21 protein-coding genes are annotated in these 23,883 nt (G+C 59.1%); 7 read left to right on the top strand and 14 right to left on the bottom strand.

What is annotated here, in order from left to right:
- Positions 1-194: 194 nt before the first annotated feature.
- Complete coding sequence (locus AAEO81_RS05965) at positions 195-1,703, top strand: sensor domain-containing diguanylate cyclase (protein WP_341962271.1); 1,509 nt, start codon at positions 195-197, stop codon at positions 1,701-1,703.
- 69 nt (positions 1,704-1,772) lie between these two features.
- On the opposite strand, the gene AAEO81_RS05960 is transcribed toward AAEO81_RS05965, so the two are convergent.
- Positions 1,773-2,243: a PA2169 family four-helix-bundle protein gene (locus AAEO81_RS05960; RefSeq protein WP_166596436.1), complete on the bottom strand. Its 471-nt coding sequence runs from the start codon at positions 2,241-2,243 to the stop codon at positions 1,773-1,775.
- A 231-nt stretch (positions 2,244-2,474) separates the two neighbouring features.
- On the opposite strand from AAEO81_RS05960, the gene AAEO81_RS05955 reads away from it, so the two are divergent.
- Together AAEO81_RS05955 and AAEO81_RS05950 are read left to right on the top strand one after the other, a co-directional pair.
- Positions 2,475-2,738, top strand: a complete 264-nt coding sequence (locus AAEO81_RS05955; RefSeq protein ID WP_341962268.1) for a DUF3820 family protein — start codon at positions 2,475-2,477, stop codon at positions 2,736-2,738.
- A gap of 24 nt (positions 2,739-2,762) precedes the next feature.
- Positions 2,763-3,956 (top strand): aminotransferase class V-fold PLP-dependent enzyme, encoded by a 1,194-nt coding sequence (locus AAEO81_RS05950; protein WP_341962267.1) that lies wholly within the window; start codon positions 2,763-2,765, stop codon positions 3,954-3,956.
- A gap of 412 nt (positions 3,957-4,368) precedes the next feature.
- Here the strand turns inward: AAEO81_RS05950 and AAEO81_RS05945 are convergent, their stop codons facing one another.
- The 3 genes from AAEO81_RS05945 to zwf are packed head-to-tail and all read right to left on the bottom strand — an operon-like array spanning position 4,369 to position 7,236.
- On the bottom strand, positions 4,369-5,043 hold the full coding sequence (locus tag AAEO81_RS05945) for a bifunctional 4-hydroxy-2-oxoglutarate aldolase/2-dehydro-3-deoxy-phosphogluconate aldolase (protein WP_166596433.1): 675 nt from the start codon (positions 5,041-5,043) through the stop codon (positions 4,369-4,371).
- 17 nt (positions 5,044-5,060) lie between these two features.
- Positions 5,061-5,780 carry a 6-phosphogluconolactonase gene (gene pgl / locus AAEO81_RS05940; protein ID WP_341962266.1) on the bottom strand — a complete coding sequence of 240 codons (720 nt, stop codon included), beginning with the start codon at positions 5,778-5,780 and terminating at the stop codon, positions 5,061-5,063.
- Positions 5,767-7,236, bottom strand: coding sequence for a glucose-6-phosphate dehydrogenase (zwf, locus tag AAEO81_RS05935; RefSeq protein WP_341962265.1), 1,470 nt, complete (start codon positions 7,234-7,236; stop codon positions 5,767-5,769). The genes pgl and zwf overlap by 14 nt, the downstream gene beginning before the upstream one ends.
- 231 nt (positions 7,237-7,467) lie before the next feature.
- Here zwf and AAEO81_RS05930 point away from each other — a divergent pair, with 231 nt between their 5' ends.
- The gene (locus AAEO81_RS05930) at positions 7,468-8,337 is read left to right on the top strand and encodes a MurR/RpiR family transcriptional regulator (RefSeq protein WP_166596430.1); all 870 of its coding nucleotides are present in this window, start codon (positions 7,468-7,470) and stop codon (positions 8,335-8,337) included.
- A 58-nt stretch (positions 8,338-8,395) separates the two neighbouring features.
- Here the strand turns inward: AAEO81_RS05930 and AAEO81_RS05925 are convergent, their stop codons facing one another.
- The 10 genes from AAEO81_RS05925 to edd form a co-directional block, all read right to left on the bottom strand.
- Positions 8,396-9,271 carry a D-hexose-6-phosphate mutarotase gene (locus tag AAEO81_RS05925; protein WP_341962263.1) on the bottom strand — a complete coding sequence of 292 codons (876 nt, stop codon included), beginning with the start codon at positions 9,269-9,271 and terminating at the stop codon, positions 8,396-8,398.
- A 229-nt stretch (positions 9,272-9,500) separates the two neighbouring features.
- The gene (locus AAEO81_RS05920) at positions 9,501-10,856 is read right to left on the bottom strand and encodes a carbohydrate porin (RefSeq protein ID WP_341962262.1); all 1,356 of its coding nucleotides are present in this window, start codon (positions 10,854-10,856) and stop codon (positions 9,501-9,503) included.
- A gap of 136 nt (positions 10,857-10,992) precedes the next feature.
- The gene (gene ugpC / locus AAEO81_RS05915) at positions 10,993-12,153 is read right to left on the bottom strand and encodes a sn-glycerol-3-phosphate ABC transporter ATP-binding protein UgpC (RefSeq protein ID WP_341962261.1); all 1,161 of its coding nucleotides are present in this window, start codon (positions 12,151-12,153) and stop codon (positions 10,993-10,995) included.
- A gap of 2 nt (positions 12,154-12,155) precedes the next feature.
- Entirely contained in the window at positions 12,156-13,001 is an 846-nt protein-coding gene (locus tag AAEO81_RS05910; RefSeq protein ID WP_166596426.1) for a carbohydrate ABC transporter permease, read from the bottom strand.
- Positions 12,994-13,902 (bottom strand): sugar ABC transporter permease, encoded by a 909-nt coding sequence (locus AAEO81_RS05905; RefSeq protein WP_110946572.1) that lies wholly within the window; start codon positions 13,900-13,902, stop codon positions 12,994-12,996. The genes AAEO81_RS05910 and AAEO81_RS05905 overlap by 8 nt, the downstream gene beginning before the upstream one ends.
- Positions 13,903-14,051: 149 nt before the next feature.
- On the bottom strand, positions 14,052-15,338 hold the full coding sequence (locus AAEO81_RS05900) for an ABC transporter substrate-binding protein (RefSeq protein WP_341962259.1): 1,287 nt from the start codon (positions 15,336-15,338) through the stop codon (positions 14,052-14,054).
- A gap of 279 nt (positions 15,339-15,617) precedes the next feature.
- On the bottom strand, positions 15,618-17,078 hold the full coding sequence (locus AAEO81_RS05895) for an ATP-binding protein (protein ID WP_341962258.1): 1,461 nt from the start codon (positions 17,076-17,078) through the stop codon (positions 15,618-15,620).
- A gap of 6 nt (positions 17,079-17,084) precedes the next feature.
- A complete protein-coding gene (locus AAEO81_RS05890) occupies positions 17,085-17,822 on the bottom strand; it encodes a response regulator transcription factor (protein WP_341962257.1) in 738 nt (245 codons plus the stop codon).
- A 122-nt stretch (positions 17,823-17,944) separates the two neighbouring features.
- Positions 17,945-18,907 carry a glucokinase gene (locus tag AAEO81_RS05885; RefSeq protein ID WP_341962256.1) on the bottom strand — a complete coding sequence of 321 codons (963 nt, stop codon included), beginning with the start codon at positions 18,905-18,907 and terminating at the stop codon, positions 17,945-17,947.
- Complete coding sequence (gene edd, locus AAEO81_RS05880) at positions 18,904-20,730, bottom strand: phosphogluconate dehydratase (protein ID WP_341962255.1); 1,827 nt, start codon at positions 20,728-20,730, stop codon at positions 18,904-18,906. Before edd ends, AAEO81_RS05885 begins: the two co-directional genes overlap by 4 nt.
- A gap of 237 nt (positions 20,731-20,967) precedes the next feature.
- Between edd and gap the strand changes: the two genes are divergently transcribed.
- The 3 genes from gap (at position 20,968) to AAEO81_RS05865 (ending at position 23,776) form a co-directional block, all read left to right on the top strand.
- Positions 20,968-21,969, top strand: a complete 1,002-nt coding sequence (gene gap, locus AAEO81_RS05875; protein ID WP_166596420.1) for a type I glyceraldehyde-3-phosphate dehydrogenase — start codon at positions 20,968-20,970, stop codon at positions 21,967-21,969.
- A gap of 235 nt (positions 21,970-22,204) precedes the next feature.
- Complete coding sequence (locus AAEO81_RS05870; RefSeq protein WP_341962254.1) at positions 22,205-22,720, top strand: sigma-70 family RNA polymerase sigma factor; 516 nt, start codon at positions 22,205-22,207, stop codon at positions 22,718-22,720.
- A 150-nt stretch (positions 22,721-22,870) separates the two neighbouring features.
- Complete coding sequence (locus tag AAEO81_RS05865) at positions 22,871-23,776, top strand: FecR domain-containing protein (protein ID WP_341964472.1); 906 nt, start codon at positions 22,871-22,873, stop codon at positions 23,774-23,776.
- Positions 23,777-23,883: the final 107 nt, after the last annotated feature.

Genomic DNA, 23,883 nt, shown 5'->3' with positions numbered 1-23,883 from the left:
GAACACTGCTGGCAATCACTTCCGGACTTTTCAATCCTCGCCGGACTTGATCAATCCCCCCGAAGCATCTTTAATCCAACGCTTTGAAGCACCACGTACCGACCCATTCACCTTCAAGCATGGACCGGCTTGGACAGACTGCTAACGCCTGCGTCAACGGGCATCAATAGCTGAATTGCTGACAGAGCTGATCGATGACATTCACCCCCGCCTCGGTGCACAGAGCCTGGTCTCGCCCGGAAAAAATGCTGATGTCCGGCAGTGTACTGGCGGTGGTGGCGATTTTGATGATCGTGGCCTCGTTGTTGATTCGCGAGCACGGAAGCGCCACCGAGAGCGCCGTGCAGTCGGCCAATAACGTGGTGCAGCTGATCGACGCGGACGTGCAGCGTAATGCCGAGCTGTACGACACGTCGCTGCAAGGCATGATTGCAACCTGGCAAGACCCTGAAGTCATTGCGCTAGCGCCTCAACTTCGTCAGCTGGTCATCTTTGATCGCTCGACCGCAGCGCCGTATAAAGGCGATCTGGTGATTCTGGACGAAACCGGTGACATCGTGGCGGACTCGCTGTCCGTCATCCCCCGAGAAGACAATTTTTCTGACCGCCCCGTTTTTCAACAGCACCGCGAGAGCGCTTCGACGACCATGCGCGTGGGCGGCCCGTTCAAGGCACGCTGGGGCTTCAAGGACTGGTGCATCAGTTTCAGCCGCCGCCTCCCCTCGCCCGATGGCCGATTCATCGGCATCGCCAGTGCATCGATGCGGTTGACGTACTTCAACCAACTGTTTCGTGGGCTGGACATCGGCAAAGGAAGCACCGTCAATTTGATCAGCGCAGACGGCATATTGCTGGCCCGACAAGCCGAGCAACCCGACAAATACGCAATTGGCCGGGACTTCAGCGGGCTTCCCAACTTTCAGCGAATCCTCAAGACAAACAGCGGAAGCTTCACGGCCGTATCAGACCTGGACGGAACAACTCGGCTGTACACGTTCTCACGCGTGGGCGACTTGCCGCTGATCGTCATCGTGGCCCAATCGAAAGACGTGGTGTACGCCGTCTGGAAACGCAACGCGGCGCTGGTGGCGGGCGCGACGAGCCTTTTGTGCCTGGGCATCCTGTGGCTGTCGTACCTGTTGGGTAAACAGTTGAAGCTGCGACACCTCGCAGAACGGGAGTTGGCTGAGCTGGCCTCGACGGACGGCCTGACAGGGCTGGCAAACCGGCGGCGACTGGATCAGGTATTTCGACAGGAGTGGTCCAGAGGCATGCGCTCCGGTAAACCGTTGTCATTGCTGATGATTGATGTCGACCACTTCAAGGCATTCAACGACCGGCACGGCCATCACGGTGGGGACGTGGCGTTGCGCAACGTGGCCCAAACCCTGGCCAATACAATTCGTAGACCCGGTGATCTGGCGGCGCGCTATGGCGGCGAGGAGTTTTTGGTGGTTTTACCGGAAACAGATTTGCAGGGCGCCAGAATCATCGCCGAAAAGATCAGGGTTGCGATTGAATCGCTCCCGCCCTATGCCGGAGACAGGCATTCCGTCACCGTCAGCATTGGTATCGCCTCGCGCCAGCCCAATGCGGGCGACAAGCAGGCACAACTGTTCAGTGATGCTGACGAAGCGCTCTACCGGGCGAAGCACAATGGCCGTAATCGCACTGAGTTCAACCCTCCTTCGAAAACGGCATAAAAAAACGCCAGACACGTCTGGCGTTTTCAAATCAGAGGACCGAGCCGTAAACGGGCTCAGCTACGCTGATCAGCTTGCTCTGCGAACGGTGTCACGCAGCGCTTTGACTTTGTCGTGGTTCGCCTGGACGCCTGGCAGCTGGCGCTGAATCAGGGTCACTACGTTAGCAGGCAGGTTTTTCTCGACCGCTTTTTGCGAAGCTTCTTTGTACGCTTTCAGGGCGTGGTCTTCACCGCGCTCTACTTCGTTCAATACAGCCTCATCGCTTTTGCCGGTCACGGCCGCTTTCAGCTCAACCCAGAGACGATGCGCGGCACCCGCGGCGCTGGACGATTTGTCTGGATCGCCACCCAGTGCACGGACTTCAGCTTGAAGTTCACGTACAGACGTCGCGCACTCGGTAGAGCGGGAAAGGAAATACGCCTTGATTTCTGGGTTCTTGACGTCTTCAGCAGCGGTGTGAAAACCTTTCTCGCCGTCAATGCTGGTCTCGATCAGATCATTGAGTACCGAGATCGCTTCTTTGTTGATATCCGTCATTTTGCAGTTCCTTTCTGGCAGGTTAATCGAAGAGTTGATATTTCTACACTCGATAACCTGAATATTGCAGAGCTCGTGCCAGTTTTTTAAAACAGAATAAACCGATATTTATCAACAGGTTATATTTATCAAGACACAGCCCATTCTCTCTTTTTGCATGATCTGTTCGTTTGCACGTATGCAAAATGCACGTACCTTGCTAGTTCACACGGAAAGACCAACGGCGGTGTTATGAATCCCGAGAAACTCAAACTTCTGGTAACCCGTGAAATGCCTTACGGCAAATACAAGGGGCGATTGCTGGCGGACCTGCCGGGTGACTACCTTAACTGGTTCGCGCGCAAAGGCTTCCCCACGGGCGAGCTGGGCAGTCTGCTGGCGCTGATGCATGAGATCGACCACAACGGGCTGTCGGCCCTCCTCGATCCCTTGCGAACCAAACCCCGTGAGCCTTTGCGAGAAAGCCCTCTAAAAACACCGATCCGGTTTTCCTGACCCCTTGACGAGATGAACGACGTGATGACCCCTGCCCAATCCGTTGCACAGCACCGCGCCCATGACGAAGCGTTCTGGCGTGAAATCGCCCGCCAGTACGACGTGGAGCCGGGGCCGATCAACTTCGAACATGGCTACTTCGGGCGCATGACCCGCGAAGTGCTGCGCACGTACGAACAGCATCTGGCGTACGTAAACCGCAGCAATTCGGTCTATGTCCGGCAGCGCTTCGACACTGAGGACAGCGAGACCCTCCGCGCCGACCTGGCTCAACTGCTGGACGTGCCGAGCGGCGAAATCGCCCTGACTCGCTGCGCTTCGGAGTCATTGCAAACCCTGATCCGCAACTACAACGGCTTACAGCCGGGGGATCAGGTGCTGATCAGCGATCTGGACTACAACAGCGTGCAAACGGCCATGCGTTGGCTGGCGAAGCACCGCGGGGTCGAAGTGATCGAGATTCGGCATGCTCACCCGGCCAGCTATGAATCCCTCGTCAATGCCTATCGTGACGCCTTCGCGAACCATCCACGACTCAAGCTGATGGCATTGACCCACGTAACGCACCGCACGGGACTGGTCATGCCTGTTGAGCCCATTGCTGCGCTGGCCAAGGCGCAAAACATCGATGTGATTCTGGACGGTGCTCACGCCCTGGGACAGCTGGACTTCAAGCTGGACGAACTCGGCGTGGCATTTGCCGGGTTCAACCTGCAGAAGTGGATGGGGGCGCCGTTGAGCCTGGGTTTCATTTATGTGAAACAGGAACGATTGTCTGCCATCGACCCCGACATGGGCGACGAGCGATACGCCGTCGATGACATTTTGGGGCGGGTGCCGTATGGCACGCCGAACATTCCCGCGCTGCTGACGCTGACCAAGGTCTTCGAAGAACACCGAGCCATAGGCGGGTCTGCCGTCAAAGGCGCACGCTTGGCCTATCTACGGGACCTGTGGGTTCGTGAAGTGCGAGATGTGCCGGGAATCGAAGTGCTGACACCGGATGATCCACGGCTGTACTGCGGGATCACGTCACTGCGCTTTACGCGCCATCAAGATCAGTCGCTCATGACGCAGCGCCTGCTCGACGAACATGGCGTTTTCGTGGTGGCCAGAACCGGTTCCGCCTGCGGCCCATGCATTCGGGTCACCCCCGGCTTTGTGACCTCCGCCGACGATGTAGCAAGGTTGATCGTTGCATTGCGCGCTTTGGCCTGAGCCCATAAACGCTTGCAGACAGGCAAAAAAAAGCGGCGACCGTGGATAAGGCGGCGCCGCAAAGACTTTAATGGAACATCTGTAAATCACGAGCGGTAAAGATACGCGCTGAAACCGAGTCGGGTGCGATACATATGTAGTGCACATGAAGAAAAATCGCTGATCTCTCTCCTCGCTCCTTCTCAACTCAACGCTACGGCTGGAGTCGCGGTGCACGCGGCCCGGCTTTCTACATTCGCATCGCGCAAAAAAAAACGGCGTTCCGGACCAAGGGAACACCGTTAAACAGCCATGCAACAACGACTTCTGTAGCAGCGCCTCAGCGCCCGAATCCAATCATCTGAAACGATTAAAACAGCCACCTCATGAACGGGAGCTGTCGAGGATCAAGCATGGGCGCTTAACGCAGGTTTCAGTCGAACAACGCAATCGCTTCGGCGGTCGCCTCAGTGATGCGGCCCCAGTCGCCGTTCTTGACCCACGCGTTATCGATCATCCAGGTGCCGCCAACGCACATCACGTTAGGCAGCGCCATGTAGTTCTTCAGGTTGGCAGCGCTGACGCCGCCAGTCGGGCAGAAACGCACTTCCGGGAATGGACCGCCCAGCGCCTTGATCGCGCCGACGCCGCCGCTGATCTCGGCCGGAAACAGCTTGAAGCGGCGGTAGCCCAAGGCATAACCGATCATGATTTCCGACGCGCTGCTGATGCCAGGCAGCAACGGCAATTCGCTTTGCGCGCCTGCTTCCAGCAGATCCTGAGTGCTGCCTGGGGTCACGATGAACTGCGAGCCCGCCTCCTCCGCTGCCTTGAGCATGTGACGGTCGAGGATCGTGCCCGCGCCAACGCACAGTTCAGGTCGTGCGTCGCGCAAAATACGAATGGCCTTGAGGCCGAACTCCGAACGCAGGGTGATTTCCAGCGCGTTCAGGCCGCCTGCCGCCAGCGCATCGGCCAGCGGCAGCACGTCCTGTTCGCGTGCAATGGTGATGACCGGCAGAATCTTCGCTTTCGCGCAGAGTTCGTCGATCTGGGCAATCTTGCTCGCCATGCTATTCAACGGCTGTTTCACTTGGGTATTTTCCATGGCGGCTGATCCTTTGCTTATGGGCACCAGTAGATCTCTAAAGACGGGTTAAGGAACGCGCGGATCGGCATTTCGGCGAGGTCATCGCCGGCCAGCGCCGTGCGCAGGGTTTCCAGTTTTGCCTGCCCGGAAACGGACAGGATCGGCGTCGCGGCGGACGCCAACAGTGAGCGCGTCATGGTCAGACGCTGATGAGGCGTGCTCGGCGCCAGCATCGGCAGGCAGCGACGTTCGCCGTTCAAGTCCAACGCTTCAGGCAGATTCGGGCTGTCAGGGAACAGCGACGCGGTGTGGCCGTCATCCCCCATGCCCAGAATCAACACATCGATCTTCGGCAGTTCCTTGAGCGCTTCGTCGGTCGCTGCCGCTGCTTCTTCCAACGTCTGGGTCGGACGGTAGAGGCTGAAGAAGCCCGCTTTCTCGGCCGGTCCCTGAAACAGGAAACGCTTGAGCAGCCCCGCGTTGCTGTCGGCATGCTCGGTCGGCACCCAGCGCTCGTCGGCCAGGCTGATCACGACTTTCGACCATTCGATGGGCTTTTGCGCCAATGCCTGAAAGAACGCCACGGGACTTTTTCCCCCCGAGACGACCAGCGTCGCGATGCCGTGAGGGTTATTCGCGATGGCCGCCGTGAGGCGTTCCGCCACATGATCGGCCAATGCATTGGCCAACAGCTCGGGGTTATCGAATTCGTTGGCTTTAAGGCCAGCCGGAAATTCAAGTTCACATATCGCCATACCAGGACCTCCCGTCACGAGTAATGAGCGCAATGGAGCTCATTGGCCCCCAGGAGCCTGCTGCATAAGGCTTGGGCGCATCGCCGGCCTTCTTCCAGCCAGCGATCAACTGGTCACACCATTGCCACGCATACTCGATCTCATCTTTGCGGACAAACAGGTTTTGGTTGCCACGCATGACCTCCAACAACAACCGCTCGTACGCGTCCGGGATACGGGCGCTGCGGTAGGCGTCAGAGAAGCTCAGTTGCAAGGGGTTGCTGCGCAATTGCATGCCTTTATCCAGCCCCTGATCCTTGGTCATCACTTGCAGCGAGATACCTTCATCGGGCTGCAGGCGGATGATCAGGCGGTTGCTGATCTGCATCCGCTGTTCCGGGGCGAAGATGTAGTGCGGCGGTTCCTTGAAGTGAATGACGATCTGCGACAGCTTTTGCGGCATGCGTTTGCCGGTGCGCAGATAGAACGGAACCCCTGCCCAACGCCAGTTACGGATGTCGGCACGAATGGCAACGAACGTTTCGGTGTCGCTCGCGGTATTGGAATTTTCCTCTTCCAGGTAACCGGGAACCGGTTTGCCTTCGCTGTAACCGGCGATGTATTGCCCGCGCACCACTTGGGTGGCCAGGCGCTCCGGCGTGAACGGCGCCAGCGCATTGAGCACCTTTACCTTTTCATCACGGATGCTGTCGGCGGACAGGTCGCTCGGAGGGTCCATCGCAATCAGACACAGCAGCTGCAACAGGTGGTTCTGGATCATGTCGCGCAGCTGACCCGCCTGATCGAAGTAGCCCCAACGGCCCTCGATCCCTACTTTCTCCGCCACAGTAATCTCGACGTGAGAAATATAGTTCTGGTTCCATTGGGTTTCGAACAGGCTGTTGGCGAAACGCAGCGCGATGAGGTTTTGAACGGTGTCTTTGCCCAGATAGTGGTCGATCCGGTAGACGCGGTTTTCCGGCAGGAAGCGGGCCACGGCGTCGTTGACCCGACGCGACGACGCGAGGTCGTGGCCGATCGGTTTTTCCAGGACGGCGCGGGTGCGGTCAGTCAGGCCGACCAGCGCCAGGTTCTCGCAGATGGCTCCGTACACCGACGCCGGTGTGGCGAAGTAGGCAATCATGGTTTGTGCGTCGCCCACTGCTTCGGCCAGCGCAACGTAATCTTCACCCTTGAGGAAATCCACGTGCAGGTAGCTCAGGCGTGCCTGAAAACGCTCCACATGTTCACTTTCCAGCTGGGATTCGGGGACGAAACGACGCAGGCTCTTGTCGATATAAGCCAAGTGTTCCTGAGGCGTTCCCGCCTCGCGAGCCAACGCAAGAATTCGGGTCTCGGCATGCAGAAGGCCAGCACGGTCCAGCTGATACAGCGCTGGGAACAGTTTGCGCACAGCCAGGTCGCCCAAGGCGCCGAACAAGGCAAAAGTGCACGGTTCAACCGTAATCGAGAGCATAATGTTGGTTCTTTTATCAAGTTAGGCTACAAATACCTTTTTTAAAGGCGTTACTCAAGGCCAAATGTAGTAATAACCACAACATTTACCCAAAAAACACATTACAGTGGTGATCACTACAGGCCCTCAGTACGATAGGCCACCTTTGCTACAGGCTAAAGGCCCAGTTGCGCACCTTTTGCAGAAAGGCCCACAGAACAGCCTGTTACCGCTTCACGAGAAGGACTTTGAATGGACCGCGTACGCAATCTTCTGGAGCAGATCCAGAGTCGACTCGAAGAATTGAACAAGGCCGAGCGCAAGGTTGCCGAGGTGATTCTGAGCAACCCTCAGCAAGCCACGCGTTTCAGCATTGCGGCGCTGGCCCAGGCGGCCAAGGTCAGCGAGCCGACCGTCAATCGCTTCTGCCGCTCGTTCGACGTCAGCGGCTACCCTGAACTCAAACTGCAACTGGCCCAGAGCCTGGCCAGCGGCGCCGCCTACGTGAGCCGCGCGGTGGAAGCCGACGATAATCCGGAAGCCTACACCCGCAAGATTTTCGCCAGCGCCATCGCCTCCCTCGACAGCGTATGCCAGGTGCTGGACCCGAACCTGATCAGCAAGGCCGTGGACCTGCTGATTCAGGCGCGGCAGATTCACTTCTTCGGCCTGGGCGCCTCGGCCCCGGTGGCGCTGGATGCGCAGCACAAATTCTTCCGCTTCAACCTCGCTGTGACGGCTCATGCCGATGTGCTGGTGCAACGCATGCTTGCATCGGTGGCGCACACGGGGGAGCTGTTCGTGATCATTTCCTACACCGGCCGCACTCGCGAACTGGTGGAAGTGGCCCGGATCGCCCGCGAGAACGGCGCTTCGGTGCTGGGCCTGACCGCTGCTGGGTCGCCGCTGGCCAAAGCCAGTACGCTGAGCCTGAATATCCCTCTGCCTGAAGACACCGACATTTATATGCCGATGACGTCACGGATCATCCAATTGACCGTGCTCGATGTGCTGGCCACCGGCATGACGCTGCGCCGTGGCGTGGATTTCCAGCCGCACCTGCGCAAGATCAAGGAAAGCCTCAATGCCAGCCGGTATCCGGTGGATGATGAGTTGAACTAACGAGCGCGATACGGCCCCGAAGGCCGGGATTGATAAAGACACCCTGCGGGAGCGTCGTTCATCCCACCAAAGTGGCCTGCAAACTCAATCGCGCCTGCTGTCCTGGGGCCAGGCTCAGACAATCATCCACCCCGGACACCGCCTCGACCCGCACAAACCCCGTTGCCTCATGACCTGCCACCCCCAGCAACGGCCGGCTGCCGGGATGCCAGACGACAGTATTGGCGCTGTCGTGGGTGTTGATGTTCAAACGGCGCCGCCACGTGTCGTCGTGCAACTCAACTGGACCGGTGTGCTCGAAAACGCGCTGGCAACTGCCCGAGACGCGCAACTCCCCTTTTTGTTCACAGGCACTGCGACTGAGCTCGTCGTAACCCTGTGCGCCGTCGAGACCTTCCAGTGCCACGTCGGCGATGTCGCTGATGCGCCAGTAAGCGTGCAAGGCATGACCGAACTGGCACGGCTCACTGTCGTCATGTCGGGTTTCCAGACGCAGGTCCATGCATTGCCCCAATTCAGCATGCAGATCGGCCTGCCAGTCCCACAGACTCAAGCGCCAGTGCAGCGAAACGCCTTCATCGTGTTCCTGGCTGTCGATCAGCTTCCAGTCGAGCAAACGCCCCCATCCATTGACGGGCCAGCCGCCCTCTCCCGGATGACGCCCGACCCAAGGCCAACACACCGGCACGCCGCCCCGAATCGCGCCCACCTGCGGCCATTGCGACGCGCACCACAGCCACGGCCTCTGGCCGACTGGCTGAAAATGCAACAACTGCGCGCCTTGGCGACTGAACACGGCATGACAGCGCGGGTGGTTGATCACCAGCACGTCACGCTGCTGATGCCGCTCCCACTGGAAGGTCGGCTGCGGCCGCGTGGCGGTGAAGAAGCGCTGAAGGGGATGTTCGAATGATCCTGTGTCCCTGATCGCCATGACATTCTCGATGGGATAAGTGTGTCCATCTATGGGTGGTGGGAGATCGCGCACGGCCGTATTCAGCGGCGAGCCTTGCAAACGATAAAAAAGCCCCGATTCCGGAGCGAGTACCGCACAAAAAAAACGGGCAGCCAGGCTGCCCGTAAAGCACACACGACCCTTGATCGTTTGTGAAGCACATCAGAGAGCGATGTGCGGAGGAGCGGTCCGCACAACGATGAAGCGTTTAGAACTTCGATTGGATCTTGATACCTGCGACCAGCGCGTTCTGGACTTCGTCCACACCGCCCGGGCTCTTCACGTATTGCAGGTTGGGACGCACGGTCAGCCAGTCGGTGACGTGTACGCCGTAGTAGATTTCCGAGTTGTATTCGGTCTTCTGGATTGGCAGGTAGTTCGGGTTGTCGTAGTCGTCGATACCGTTGACGGCGTTGACCAGACGACGGTTGTCCTGGGCATCATCGTTGACGTGGATGCGAGCGACACCGATACCGATGTCATCCTTCGGACGGGCATCGAACGGGCCTTTGTAGACGAAACCGATCTGCTGATAGTTGTCGACGAAGTTGGTGGCTTTGTCATGAACGGTCAGGTTACCGAAGATGCTCAGACCACGGGATGCGTCGCCGTTGTGGCTGGTCAGTTGTTGCTGAGCCACGACCCACCAACCGTGCTTGTCCTTGTGGGACTTGAAGTCACCGCCTGCGATGGCTTGTGGCTGGCCGTTGGTGTTTTCGTACAGGTCAGGCGCGCTCGGGTTACTGACGTAGTAGCCCAGACGGTATTCGCCTGGCAGCGAATTGACGGTCGGCGACCACACCACTTCTACCGGCACCACAGTACCTTGGGAACCGCTGCCGCTCAGCTTGAAGCCGTTGCCGGTTTCGAGGTTCGAAGGGTTCTGCTCGTACACGCCGATCTGTGCGAACAACTCTGGCGTGATGTTGTATTTCACGCGAGCGGCCCATTGGCTGACAGGCCAGTTGTACCAGGTGTTCACGTAGTTACCAACCTGCGAGCCGCAGAGCGTCAAGTTCTGGAAGTCGCATGGGAAGCTGTTGAAGTCTTCGCCTTCGCCGAAACGGCCAACTTTGATGTCCAGCGCGCCGTCGAAGAATTTCTGCTTGTACCACATTTGCGTCAGACGCCAGGTCTGACCACGGCCCCAGACTTCTTGCGAGGAACTGAGCGTGCCAGCGCGCGGGTCGCCGATACGGTCGTTGGAGATGTTGTTACCGCTACGCTCGGTGATCGCCAGCTTGAATTCCGCATCGTGCCAACCGAGGATTTTTTGCAGGTCCATCTGAACGCCGAACGCGAACTGGTCGCTGTAGCGGCCGGTTCTGTCGTCGTTGTAACCGCCATTGAGGTTGGAAGCCGCCTCACCCACGTACTCGATCGGGAAGTCATAACCTTTGTCGTACAGTTCCTGGCGCAGACCGCCCCAGTCGCCCGTCAAGTGCTCGCTTGCCTTGAATGGCTCCATGGCGGAGGCCGTTCCAGACATCGTCAATGCGCTCAAGACTGACAGCCCGCCGATGAGCTGCAGTTGGTTGAGCGATTTGCCTTTTACCTTCTTCATCCCTTAAATCCTCGTTTTATTGTTATTAGCTAAACAGCGTTGTAACCACTTGCTTCGTGTGCCTGCCGGGGCTTTTTTACGGCAGAAATAGCCCCGACAGAGGTGCTCGTTGGCGCAGTGCTCCTGCGCATGGAATTCAGTTGCGGTTGAGCCGCGTGACGTTGCCCATGCCTTCGCTCACCTGTGGCGTCGACAGCGCGCCCAATCGCTCGCCGGTCTTGGCGTCGAACAGCAACACCTTGGACGGATCGAACTGCAGGGTCAGGGTTTCGCCCACCGCTGGCGCCACATCGGGCGCCAGACGGCAGCAGACCTTGCTGTCGTTGAGCGTGACGAACACCAGCGTGTCAGGACCGGTCGGTTCCGTGACTTGAACTTCGGCGCGAATGGTCGGCATCCCTGAGGTTTCACCGGACGCTAGCACGATCTGTTCAGGGCGAAGGCCCAGAATCACCTCACGGTCTTCGAGGCCTGGATCGTTGATGCTCATCGGCAACTCGCAGCGGGCCTGACCGCTGTCGAGCAGCGCCACCAGACGGCCCTCCTTGCGTTGCAGACGCAGCGGGATGAAGTTCATCGGCGGCGAACCGATGAAGCTGGCAACGAACAGGTTGGCCGGATCGTTGTAAATCTGTTTTGGCGTGCCGAACTGCTGGATGATGCCGTCCTTCATGACCGCCACTTTGTCGCCCAGGGTCATTGCTTCGATCTGGTCGTGGGTCACGTAGACCGTGGTGGTTTTCAGGCGCTGGTGCATCAGTTTCATTTCGGTGCGCATCTCGACCCGCAGCTTGGCGTCGAGGTTGGACAGCGGTTCGTCGAACAGATAGATCTTCGGACGACGGGCCAGCGCTCGGCCCATGGCCACGCGTTGTTGCTGACCACCTGAGAGTTGACCCGGCTTGCGGTTGAGCAGGTGTTCGATCTGCAGCAGCTTGGCGACACGGCCAACTTCGGCGTCGATGTCGGCCTGGCTCATCTTGCGAATCTTCAGGCCGAACTCGATGTTCTCGCGCACGCTCATGGTCGGGTACAGCGCATAGGACTGGAACACCATCGCGATGTCGCGATCCTTCGGGCTCATGCCGCTGACGTCCTGATCACCGATCATGATCGCGCCGCCCGTGATGTTTTCCAGGCCCGCGATGCAGTTCATCAGGGTCGACTTACCACAGCCCGAAGGACCGACCAGGATCAGGAATTCGCCATCCTTGATCGACAGTTCGATGTTCTTCAGGGTGTCCGGCAGGCCGGCCCCGTAAGTCTTGTTTACATTGCGAAGTTCGAGCGTTGCCATGATTACCCCTTGACTGCGCCGGCCGTCAGCCCGCGCACGAAATACTTGCCTGCGACCACATAGACCAGCAGGGTCGGCAGACCAGCGATCATCGCCGCCGCCATATCAACGTTGTATTCCTTGACCCCGGTGCTCGTGTTGACCAGGTTGTTCAGCGCCACGGTGATGGGCTGCGAATCACCGCTGGAGAACACCACACCGAACAGGAAGTCGTTCCAGATCTGCGTGAACTGCCAGATCAGGCAGACCATGATGATCGGGGTCGACATCGGCAGAATGATCCGCCGGAAAATGGTGAAGAACCCGGCACCGTCCAGACGCGCCGCCTTGACCAGCGCATCCGGCACGCTGACGTAGTAGTTGCGGAAGAACAGCGTGGTGAACGCCAGGCCGTAGACCACGTGAACCAGAACGAGGCCGGTGGTGGTGCTGGCCAAGCCCATTTTCCCGAGGGTGAACGAGGCCGGCAGCAGCACGGTCTGGAACGGCAGGAAGCAGCCGAACAGCAGCAAGCCGAAGAACATCTGCGAACCCCGGAAGCGCCACATCGACAGCACGTAGCCGTTCAACGCGCCGATGGCCGTGGAGATCAGCACCGCGGGAACGGTGATCAGGATCGAGTTCAGGAAGTAGCCCTTCACCGTCGCCCAGGCCTTGATCCAGCCAATGGCCGTGACTTCGGCGGGCCAACTCAAAAGGTTGCCGGTGCCGATGTCTTCCGGAGACTTGAAGCTGGTGAGCAGCATGACCACCAGCGGGATCAGGTAGATCAGCACCGCGCCGATCAGCACCGCGTAGATCGCGATGCGGCTCAAACTGATGGAAGGTTTGGCGGCGAGACTAGTCATTGCGCTTGGTCCTCAGCTCGGAATACAGGTAAGGCACGAGGATCGCGAGAATCGCACCGAGCATCAGAATCGCACTGGCCGAGCCCATCCCCATCTGGCCGCGGCTGAAGGTGAACGAGTACATGAACATCGCAGGCAGGTCGGACGAATAGCCCGGGCCACCGGCGGTCATTGCAGCGACCAGGTCGAAGCTTTTGATCGCGATGTGCGCCAAAATCATCACCGCACTGAAGAACACCGGACGCAGGCTTGGCAGCACCACTTTCCAGTAGATTTTCGGCATGCTAGCGCCATCGATCTGCGCGGCACGAATGATGGATTGATCAACGCCCCGCAGACCGGCCAGGAACATCGCCATGATGAAACCCGACGCTTGCCAGACCGCCGCGATGACGAGGCAGTAGACCACGCGATCCGGGTCGATCAGCCAGTCCAGGCGGAAGCCTTCCCAGCCCCAGTCGCGCAGCAGTTTGTCCAGGCCCATGCCAGGGTTGAGCAGCCATTTCCAGGCCGTACCGGTGACGATCATCGAGAGCGCCATTGGGTACAGGTAAATGGTGCGGATGAAACCTTCGCGACGAATGCGCTGATCGAGGAACACCGCCAGCAACACGCCGACCACCAGGCTTATGCCGATGAACATGCCGCCGAAGACCGCGAGATTCTTGCTCGCGACCCACCAGCGATCGTTATCGAACAGTCGGGCGTATTGCGCCAGCCCTACGAATTTGTAGGACGGGAGGAAAGTCGAGTTGGTGAACGACAGAACGAACGTCCACAGGATATAGCCGTAAAAGCCCACCAGAACGATGAACATGCTGGGCGCCAGCACCAGTTTGGGTAGCCAGCGCTGCAGTGCATCGAACGGCGAGGCTTTGCTGAACACAGCAACAGAACTCATGGGGAAATCCAGTACAGAAAAGTAAAGAGTACGAGCGTGCTCTCTGTAGGAGTGAGCTTGCTCGCGATCAGCTGTGTCAGACACGAATCTGGTGTCTGGTCAAACGCATCGCGAGCAAGCTCACTCCTACAGGGGAGCGGTGATACGGACTATTTAGCCGACTTGATCGCAGCGCCCAGCTTCTTCGCCGCGTCAGCCGGGTCGGCTTTCGGGTCGTTGATGTAGTTGGTCACGACGTCAAAGAACGCGCCCTGAACGGCCAGCGTGGTTGCCATGTTGTGCGCCATGCTCGGTTGCAGGCCGCCGGATTTGGCATCCGCGAGGAAGTCCTTGGCAGCGGTCTGCGCGCAGGAGTCGAAGCCGTACTTGTTCATGTCAGCCAACATGTCGGTCCGAACCGGGATCGAGCCTTTGTTGATGCTGAAGACTTTCTGGAAGTTTTCACCCAGCACGACTTTTGCGATGTCTTGCTGACCGGCCTGAGTGCCCTTGTCCTTAACTTTGAACACCGCCAGCGAGTCGATGTTGTAGGTGAACGCCTTGTCGGTGCCCGGGAAGGCCACGCACTGGTAATCCTTGCCTGCAACTTTCTTGGCAGCGGTCCATTCGGACTTGGCCCAGTCACCCATGATCTGCATGCCGGCCTTGCCGTTGATGACCTTGGCAGCTTCCAGGTTCCAGTCCTGGCCTTTACCATCCGGGTCCATGTAGGTGGCGACTTTCTTCAGTTCGGTGAGCGACTTGACCATTTCAGGACCGGTCAGCGCGCCGTTGTCGAGGTCGACCAAGGCTTTCTTGTAGCCGTCAGCACCCATGACCGAGAGGACAACCGCTTCGAACACGGTGCTGTCCTGCCAAGGCTGACCACCGTGGGCCAGCGGGATGAAGCCGGCTTTCTTCAGCTTGTCGCCAGCGGCGTAGAATTCTTCGAGGGTGGTCGGGGCTTTTTCGATACCGGCTTTCTTGAAGACTTCCGGGTTGATCCACAGCCAGTTCACGCGGTGAATGTTCACCGGAACGGCCACGTAATCACCGTCGTACTTCACGGTGTCGGAGACTTTCTTGTCCAGCAGGCTGTCCCACTTCTCTTCTTTGGCGGTGTCTTTCAACACGTCCGTGTCGAGCAGGCCAGTGGACGCCCATTCCTGAATGTCAGGGCCTTTGATCTGGGCAACGCCAGGCGGGTTACCGGCGACGGCGCGGCTTTTCAGCACGGTCATGGCAGTCGAACCGCCACCGCCTGCAACGGCGCCGTCTTTCCAGGTGAAGCCGTCTTTTTCAACTTGGGCTTTCAGCACATCGACAGCCGCTTTTTCACCGCCGGACGTCCACCAGTGGACAACTTCGACAGTGCCTTTGGAATCGGCGGCCATGGCGCTCAGAGGGAACAACGAGGCGAGAGAAATGAGTGCTGCGAGACGGGAGATCGAATTCATCTATTTGACCTTATTGTTGTTATGCATGAGCAAGTCTTGGTGCTTGCGCTGCATGGATTCTAAACAACGGGTTAGAGCGGACGGTAACGAAGGGATGCGCAAGTGTCACAGGTTGGTGACATTCGAAATAAGGTGAGCGGACGCTGAATCCTGTGGTAGCGAATTTATTCGCGAATCGGTGTTTCAGCCAGCACGCATACGGCGACTGTACAGCCCTTTCGCGAATGAATTCGCTCCCACAGAAATCCGCCTTAACCGGGATTAACGGGATTAACGGGATTATTCCACCCCACGCGGCAGGCGCAGGGTCACGCGTAAACCGCCTTCGCGCAGGTTCTGCAAACTGACTTCACCGCCATGGCTGTGGGCGATGTTGCGAGCGATGCCCAGCCCCAGGCCATAGCCCTGCTGTTGTTTGCCCGCCAGCCGGAAATGCGGCTCGAACACCTGCTCAAGGCGCTGTTCGGGTACGCCGGGGCCTTCGTCTTCGACGTGCAGCACGAACGCATCCGCGTCGTCTTCGATGCGCAGATGGGCCTTGTCACCGTACTTGATGGCGTTGTCGATCAGGTTGCCCATGCAACGTCGCAAGGCCAACGGCTTGCCGTAGAACATCGACATGGCCTTGCCTTCGACCGTGACACGCCCGCCGCCATTGGCCGCCAGATACGGCTCGATCAGGCAATCCAGCGCGTGATTGAGGTCCACCGGCTCAATGTTCTCGTGAATGTCGGTGTCCTTCACGCACTGCAACGCGCCCTTGACCAGCAGCTCCAGCTCGTCCAGATCCCGGGTGAATTTGACCTGCATCGCTTCATCTTCCAGCAACTCGACCCGCAACCTGAGTCGCGTGATCGGCGTACGCAAATCGTGGGAAATGGCGCTGAACAACTGACCACGTTCGGTGAGGTAACGGCTGATGCGATCACGCATGGTGTTGAACGCGCGGGTCACCTCAATGACCTCGCTGCCCCCACCCTCCACGACTGGCTCTACATCTGCACCCAAAGACAGGTCCCGCGCTGCGCGGGCCAGGCGTTTCAGCGGGCCGCTTTGCCAGTGCACCAGCAGGCCGATGAACACCAGCAGGAAAATACTCGTCAGCCCGATGAACCAGACCTGCTGCGACGGAAGGCCCTCTTCCTCCAGCATGGTGTACGGCTCGGGCAGCAGCGAGGCGATGTACAGCCATTCGCCGGGGGACAGCTCGATCTGCGTGACCAGAACCGGCGGATTCACCGGTTCGAGGGTCAACGCGTAGTGCGCCCAGGAGCGCGGCAGTTCATCGAGCTTGAGGCCGCTATTGAAAATCCGCAGGTCTTCGGGCCGCACGAAACGAACGAGGATGTCGGGGTCTGCGCCCAGGTTCTGCCGCAGCACTTGGCCGACGACGTCGATCACCGCCGTTTTGCGCACGGTCGGCTCCAGCACTTGCATGTCGAGCGGGCGGTCGTTGAGCGAGACGAAGAAGCGCGTGCCGCCCATGCTGCGCAGTTGATCGAGAACCAACGGGCGAAAGGCGACAGGCAGAGAGCGGAAGTAACTGACGCTCGCAGACATGGAAAACCCAAGGCTGCGCGCGCTGGTGATCAGGCCCTCCATCTGGGTGGCGCGCAGTTGCGAGAGCCAGATCAAACTCGACAGGGTCTGGGCCAGTAACACCGCCAACAGGGTCAGCAGCAGCATGCGTCCCAGCAGCGAGCGCGGGACGGGAAGACGGCGCTTCTTCTCGGTCACCATCGCCGGTCAGTAACCGTTGCTGGCTTGCGGCAACACATTGGCTGCCAACAGATAACCACTGCCTCGCACGGTACGGATCAATCGCGGTGCCTTGCCGGTGTCCCGCAGACGCTGGCGCAAGCGGCTCACCGCCATGTCCACGATGCGCTCCAGCGGCATCAATTCACGGCCTCGCGTGGCATTGCCGATGGTGTCGCGGTCGAGGATCTGTTGCGGGTTGTCGAGAAACAGCTTGAGCAGCGCAAAATCGGCGCCCGAGAGAATCACCTCTTCGCCATCGCTGTGGAAAAGGCGATGGCTGACCATATCCAGTCGCCACTCGTCGAACACCAGCACTTCGCCGCCAGCGCGCTCTTGCCCGAACTGGGCGCGACGCAGCAATGCCTTGATGCGGGCCTGAAGCTCGCGAGGGCTGAACGGTTTGGCCATGTAGTCGTCAGCGCCGAGCTCCAGACCGATGACACGGTCGGCCTCGTCGGAACTGGCGGTGAGCATGATGATCGGCACATGGGGCTGTCGCGGGTGCTGCCGGACCCAGCGGCACAGGCTGAAGCCGTCTTCGTCGGGCAGCATGACATCGAGAATCAACAGGTCGCTGGGCTCGTCGTTGAACGCCTGGCGAAACTCCGCGCCATCCCCCACCGTGCGCACCTGAAACCCCGAACGGCTCAGGTAGGCTTGCAGCAGTTCCCGAATCTCCTGGTCATCGTCGACCACCAGAATCGATTTACTGACAGTGTTCACTTTGGTCGTCCTTGTTGGCACTGAAATTATTGTTATAGGAGAGCAGCTGCAAGCTTCGAGCTTCAAGCCTCAAGAAAAAGCAGAGGCGTGCGCAGTCCCACTTGCGGCTTGAAGCTTGAGGCTCAAAGCTGGCTTGCCGCCTGATCCAGTGCCACACCCGCGCCCATCAGGCCAGGGTATTCCGCCGTCACCAGCCAGACCGGCACGTCGTTGAAGTAATCCTTCATCAGCCCTTTTTCCGCCAGCGCCGTGTTGAAGCCGCTCTGCATGAAGAAGTCGACGAAACGCGGGATCACGCCACCGGCGATGTACACGCCGCCACGGCCTCCCACGGTCAACACGTTGTTGCCCGCGACACGGCCCAGGAACACGCAGAACTGCTCCAGCACCGCGCAGGCCACCGGATCGCCTTTGAGCGCCGCAGACGTAATGGCCGCCGGGGATTTCAGCTCGGCATCGATCCCGTCCAGCGCGCAGCTGACCCGATACAGCAGCAACAGACCAGCGCCGCTCAAAATCGTTTCAGCACTGACGTGTTCGTGTTCGGCCATCAGCCGCGTCCACAGCAGCGCTTCGCGCGCGGTGCCGATGGGCAGGTCGACATGGCCGCCCTCCCCTGGCACCGCGGTCCAGTGATTTTCGCCGGAGCGAATCAACGTCCCGACCCCCAGGCCAGTGCCGGGACCGATCACCACGCGAGCGCCTTTCGGATCGCCCTTGCCGTGGCGCACGGTGAGGTATTCGTCGTCGCGCAGACGGGTCATGCCCAGCGCCATGGCGGTGAAATCGTTGACCATGATCAGGCTGTCGATCTTCAGCGCAGCGCAAAACGCCTGCCGATTGATCTTCCAGTGGCTGTTGGTGAAGTGGAAATCGTCACCGGTCACCGGGCCTGCCACGGCCAGACAGATCGAGCCGACATCGCCCAACTGCAATTCGAGGTCTTCGAGGTAAACCTGCAAGGCCTTTTCGGGACTGGCGTAATCGACCGTCGGGAACACCCGGATCGAGTGCAATTGATCGTCTTCCCATATGGCAAAACGAGCATTCGTGCCGCCGATATCACCCACCATCGCCAATGTCACTTGAGCGTCTCCAGATTCGAAGTAAAGGCGCTGGCGCCCTTCTCTGCCGAGCTGAAGGCCATGCGCATGAAACCGAACAGTTCACGGCCGGTGCCCACGTTATGGGACAAACGTCCGATTGCCGGTTCTCTGGCCGCCAATTCTGCCGGTTCGACGAGAACTTGCAACGTCCCTTTTACGCCATCTACCCGAACGAGGTCCCCCTCTCGGACAAGTGCCAAAGGGCCACCATCTGCGGCTTCGGGGCACACATGGATCGCGGCAGGGATTTTTCCGGACGCGCCGGACATACGCCCATCGGTGATCAGCGCAACCTTGAAACCCCGGTCCTGCAGCACGCCGAGGAACGGCGTCATCTTGTGCAGCTCAGGCATGCCGTTGGAGCGCGGGCCCTGAAAACGCATGACCGCGACGAAATCGCATTCCAGCTCGCCCGCCTTGAATGCGTCCGCCAGGTCCTGCTGATCTTCGAAAACCTTGGCCGGGGCCTCGACGATTTGATGCTCCAGCGCCACAGCCGACACCTTCATCACGCCCCGCCCGAGGTTACCCTCCATCACGCGCAGGCCGCCCTCCGGGGAGAACGGACGGGCAATCGGTCGCAAAATGTTTTCGTCCAGGCTTTCGACAGGCCCCTCGCGCCAGACCAGCTTGCCATCCTCAAGGAACGGCTCTTGGGTATAGCGACGCAGACCACGGCCCATCACGGTGTTGACGTCTTCGTGCAGCAGACCGGCGTCAAGCAGTTCGCGAATCAGGAACGACATGCCGCCCGCCGCCTGGAAGTGATTAATGTCGGCTTTGCCGTTCGGGTAGACATGGCTCAGGGTCGGCACGACTTCCGAGAGGTCGGCCATGTCCTGCCAGGTCAATTGAATACCCGCGCATTGGGCAATCGCCGGCATGTGCAGTGTGTGGTTGGTGGAACCGCCGGTCGCGTTCAAGGCAACAATCGAGTTGACCAGCGAACGCTCGTCCACAATTTCCCCTAGAGGGATGAATTCGCCGCTCTGTTTAGTCAGACGCGTCACCTGAAACGCCGCTTCGCGTGTCAGGGCATCGCGCAGCGGCGTGTAGGGATTGACGAAGGAGGCACCCGGCAAGTGCAGCCCCATGACTTCCATCAGCAACTGGTTGGTGTTGGCGGTGCCGTAAAAGGTGCAGGTGCCCGGCCCGTGATAGGACTTCATTTCCGAGTCCAGCAGTTCTTCGCGCGTTGCCTTGCCCTCGGCGTAACGCTGCCGCACGTCGGCTTTTTCCTTGTTGGAAATGCCCGAGACCATCGGCCCGCCCGGCACGAAGATCGTCGGCAAGTGGCCAAAACGCAGGGACCCCATCAGCAGGCCCGGCACGATCTTGTCGCAGATGCCCAGCATCAGCGCCGCGTCGAACATGTTGTGCGACAGCGCGACCGCCGTTGCCATCGCAATGACTTCTCGGCTGGCGATACTCAGTTCCATACCCGGCTCGCCCTGGGTGACGCCGTCGCACATAGCCGGCACGCCGCCCGCGAACTGACCGACAGAGCCGATTTCCCGCAAGGCTTTTTTGATCTGTTCAGGGAAATGTTCGTAAGGCTGATGCGCCGACAACATGTCGTTGTAGGCCGACACGATGGCCACGTTGGCCGCGTTCATCATCCGCAAGCTGTGTTTGTCTTCGGTGCCGCACGCGGCCACGCCGTGGGCGAAGTTGGCACATTGCAATTTGCCGCGCATCGGGCCGTCGCTCGCCGCGCCCCGAATCATTTGCAGATAGCGCTGACGTGTTTCACGGCTGCGGGCGATCAGCCGTTCGGTTACCTCAAGGACGCGGGGATGCATTGTGATGAACTCCAGGCTAGCGGATGGGTCACCCGTTCAGGCGCTTTCAAAAACCGGCTATCGAATCATGGCCCAAGAGAAACGCTTCAGCAAAGGCTAGACTTTTCAGACAGTTGTGTGGGCTCGACGGGTTTCTATTTGTAGATAAAACAAAATACTGCCACTAAAAAGGCTTGTTTTCTATTTTTATGAGAATAATCTTGTAATTCCAACAACAAATTCACTGAGGACGGGTGTATGACTCTCCGCATCGCAATCAACGGTTTTGGCCGCATCGGCCGCAACGTCCTACGTGCACTCTATACCCAAGGCTATCGTCAGGATTTGCAGGTCGTCGCCATCAATGACTTGGGCGACAGCGAGATCAACGCCCACCTTCTGAAGTTCGACACCGTGCACGGTCCGTTCGACGCGACCGTCGAGCATGACAAGGAAAGCATCACCGTGAATGGTGACCGTATTTCGGTCAGCGCCATTCGCAACCCGGCCGAGCTGCCGTGGAAATCGGAAAAGATCGATGTGGTGTTCGAATGCACCGGCCTGTTCACCGACCGCAACAAGGCGGCGGCTCACATCACCGCAGGCGCAAAAAAGGTCATCATTTCGGCACCGGCCAAAGGCGCTGACGCGACCGTCGTGTACGGCGTCAACCACGACGTGCTGCGCCAGTCTCACGAAGTCATCTCCAACGCATCGTGCACCACCAACTGCCTCGCGCCGGTTGCACAGGTGCTGAACCGTGAGCTGGGCATCGAGAGCGGTCTGATGACCACTATCCACGCCTACACCAACGACCAGAACCTGATCGACGTCTATCACACCGACCCGTACCGCGCGCGTTCGGCCACGCAGTCGATGATCCCGAGCAAAACCGGCGCTGCCGAGGCCGTCGGCCTGGTGCTGCCGGAACTGGCGGGCAAACTGACCGGCATGGCGGTGCGTGTACCGGTGATCAACGTGTCGCTGGTGGACCTGACCATTCAACTGAAGCGTGATACCACGGCTGATGAAGTCAACGCGATCATGAAAGAAGCGGCCAAGCATTCGAAAATCCTCGGCTACAACACGCTGCCGCTGGTGTCCCACGACTTCAACCACAACCCGCTGTCGTCGATTTTCGACGCCAATCACACCAAAGTGAGCGGCCGCTTGCTGAAAGTGCTGGCCTGGTACGACAACGAATGGGGCTTCTCCAACCGCATGTTGGATAACTGCCTGGCGTTGATGAACGCGGAGTGACAGTTGCGCCAGCTTCATGGCTGCTGGCGCGTTTGACCGTGTAGGAGTGAGCTTGCTCGCGATGGCGATGTGTCAGTGATGTCCCAATGTCCGACCTGACGCCATCACGAGCAAGCTCACTCCTACAACGGTTTATGCACACTTCTGATTTACACCATCTTTGCAACTTACAGCCTTGACCTGAACAGCAGATGACAATCATTATCATTCGCTGAATTTTTGGTCGGGTATCCCCGTGAGTCAGTCGCACTTCAATGACGTTTTCCTCGCGAGGCGAACGATCCTCCTGCGCACCCTGCAACGCATGGTACGCAACCCCAGCACCGCCGAAGACCTGCTACAGGAAACCTATTTGCGGGTGACCCGTGCACTCGGCGAGCGCGCCATCGATCACCTCGAACCCTTCGTGTTCCAGACTGCCCGCAACCTGGCGCTGGACCATCTGCGTGCACGACGCATTCACGCACGCACCATGGTCGACGATGCACCGCTGTCCGAACTCCACAACGTTGTCGCCCCCAATCCCACGCTGGAGGACGCCGCCCACGCCAATCAGCTGCTGCAGAGCCTCAACGCAAGCCTTGAAAAGCTCACCCCACGCCAGCAGAAAATCTTCACCCTGAGCCGACTCAACGGTTGCAGTTATCTGGAGATCGCCGAGCAACTGGGCGTGTCGGCCAGTACCGTACAAAAGGAACTCAAGCTGATCATGGCGATTTGCGTCGGGGTGGCAGCCCGGCTTGAACGTTGATGAGAGCGGCTTGATCCATAATCGATAAGAAACCGGCGGCAGCGAACTCACATCTCGCTACACTCCCGCCCTTGACCGTGCTTCACACCCTGTAGCCGAGGACGCTCCTTGACGGACTCTCACTCACCTGGTCCTGTGACCGACAGCGCCATGGATCAGGCCTTGAACTGGCTGATCGAACTGGAAACCGCTGACGCCCAGCAACGGGCACGCTTCCAGGACTGGCTGGCGGCCGACCCTGCCCATGGCGAAGCCTTTGCCAAGGCCGAGGCTGTCTGGAATTCCCAGCCGGTGCTTGAGGCGGCTGTCACACTGGCCACGCCGAAAAAACCATCGGCGCTGCGCCGTCTGCGTCCGCACTGGGTGCCATTGGCGGCTGCGGCCATCGTGCTGCTCGGACTTTTCAACTTCAGCGACTTGCCGATGCGGCTCAAGGCGGACCACCTGACAGTGGCCGGAGAACGCCAGCGGCTGGAGCTTGGCGACGGTTCGAAGGTGCTACTCAATACCAGATCTGCGTTCTCAAGCGAGCTGGATGATCGGCAACGTGTTGCACGGCTTTACGAGGGCGAGGCGTTCTTTGAAGTGCCCACAGCCAAAGGCCTGCCGTTGGAAGTCGAGGCCGGTCCAGTGCGCATGAGCGCCAGCAGCACGTCATTTGCCGTGCGGTATCTGGATGGCGTGGCACAGATTCAGGTTGAGCGCGGCGCGGTGAACGTGCAGGCCACCCGAGGCACGTCACAAGTTAGCTTGAACGCGGGTGACAGTTTGCGCATTGGGCCTGAAGGCTTCGGTCATCGCGAAAAGCTCGATCAGAACAAAGACCTGGCGTGGGTGAAGGGTCGGCTGATATTCGATAACTGCCCGCTCAAGGAAGTGTTGGCCGAGCTGCGGCGCTATTACCCTGGCTGGATCGTCAACACTAATACGAAACTGGATCAAGTCGCCGTGACCGGCAATTACCGGCTGGATAACCCTCTCGACGTCGTGCGCTCACTGGCGCAAATCACCTCGGCGCGATTACACGAGCTGCCTGCAGTGGTGATTCTCAATTGAGAACAATTATTTTTACGCGATAGCTGTCTGTCGTACGTCTCGTTATAGCCAATGCAAGTGATTCCTATTCATAAAGCACTTGCCAACACTACAACGACCCGCATGAC

The organism is Pseudomonas sp. RC10 (assembly GCF_038397775.1).
GTDB classification, from domain to species: domain Bacteria; phylum Pseudomonadota; class Gammaproteobacteria; order Pseudomonadales; family Pseudomonadaceae; genus Aquipseudomonas; species Aquipseudomonas bambusae.
This window is presented reverse-complemented; position numbering and strand designations above follow the sequence as displayed.

Excerpts from the sequence above, each read along its gene's own strand:
- AAEO81_RS05895 (WP_341962258.1), bottom strand. The coding sequence starts at position 17,078 with ATGGTGACCGAGAAGAAGCGCCGTCTTCCCGTCCCGCGCTCGCTGCTG.
- AAEO81_RS05960 (WP_166596436.1), bottom strand. The coding sequence starts at position 2,243 with ATGACGGATATCAACAAAGAAGCGATCTCGGTACTCAATGATCTGATC.
- AAEO81_RS05925 (WP_341962263.1), bottom strand. The coding sequence starts at position 9,271 with ATGGCGATCAGGGACACAGGATCATTCGAACATCCCCTTCAGCGCTTC.
- zwf (WP_341962265.1), bottom strand. The coding sequence starts at position 7,236 with ATGCTCTCGATTACGGTTGAACCGTGCACTTTTGCCTTGTTCGGCGCC.
- AAEO81_RS05950 (WP_341962267.1), top strand. The coding sequence starts at position 2,763 with ATGACCCCTGCCCAATCCGTTGCACAGCACCGCGCCCATGACGAAGCG.
- pgl (WP_341962266.1), bottom strand. The coding sequence starts at position 5,780 with ATGGCGATATGTGAACTTGAATTTCCGGCTGGCCTTAAAGCCAACGAA.
- edd (WP_341962255.1), bottom strand. The coding sequence starts at position 20,730 with ATGCATCCCCGCGTCCTTGAGGTAACCGAACGGCTGATCGCCCGCAGC.
- AAEO81_RS05920 (WP_341962262.1), bottom strand. The coding sequence starts at position 10,856 with ATGAAGAAGGTAAAAGGCAAATCGCTCAACCAACTGCAGCTCATCGGC.
- AAEO81_RS05905 (WP_110946572.1), bottom strand. The coding sequence starts at position 13,902 with ATGAGTTCTGTTGCTGTGTTCAGCAAAGCCTCGCCGTTCGATGCACTG.
- AAEO81_RS05930 (WP_166596430.1), top strand. The coding sequence starts at position 7,468 with ATGGACCGCGTACGCAATCTTCTGGAGCAGATCCAGAGTCGACTCGAA.
- gap (WP_166596420.1), top strand. The coding sequence starts at position 20,968 with ATGACTCTCCGCATCGCAATCAACGGTTTTGGCCGCATCGGCCGCAAC.
- AAEO81_RS05900 (WP_341962259.1), bottom strand. The coding sequence starts at position 15,338 with ATGAATTCGATCTCCCGTCTCGCAGCACTCATTTCTCTCGCCTCGTTG.
- AAEO81_RS05955 (WP_341962268.1), top strand. The coding sequence starts at position 2,475 with ATGAATCCCGAGAAACTCAAACTTCTGGTAACCCGTGAAATGCCTTAC.
- AAEO81_RS05910 (WP_166596426.1), bottom strand. The coding sequence starts at position 13,001 with ATGACTAGTCTCGCCGCCAAACCTTCCATCAGTTTGAGCCGCATCGCG.
- AAEO81_RS05865 (WP_341964472.1), top strand. The coding sequence starts at position 22,871 with ATGGATCAGGCCTTGAACTGGCTGATCGAACTGGAAACCGCTGACGCC.
- AAEO81_RS05965 (WP_341962271.1), top strand. The coding sequence starts at position 195 with ATGACATTCACCCCCGCCTCGGTGCACAGAGCCTGGTCTCGCCCGGAA.
- ugpC (WP_341962261.1), bottom strand. The coding sequence starts at position 12,153 with ATGGCAACGCTCGAACTTCGCAATGTAAACAAGACTTACGGGGCCGGC.
- AAEO81_RS05945 (WP_166596433.1), bottom strand. The coding sequence starts at position 5,043 with ATGGAAAATACCCAAGTGAAACAGCCGTTGAATAGCATGGCGAGCAAG.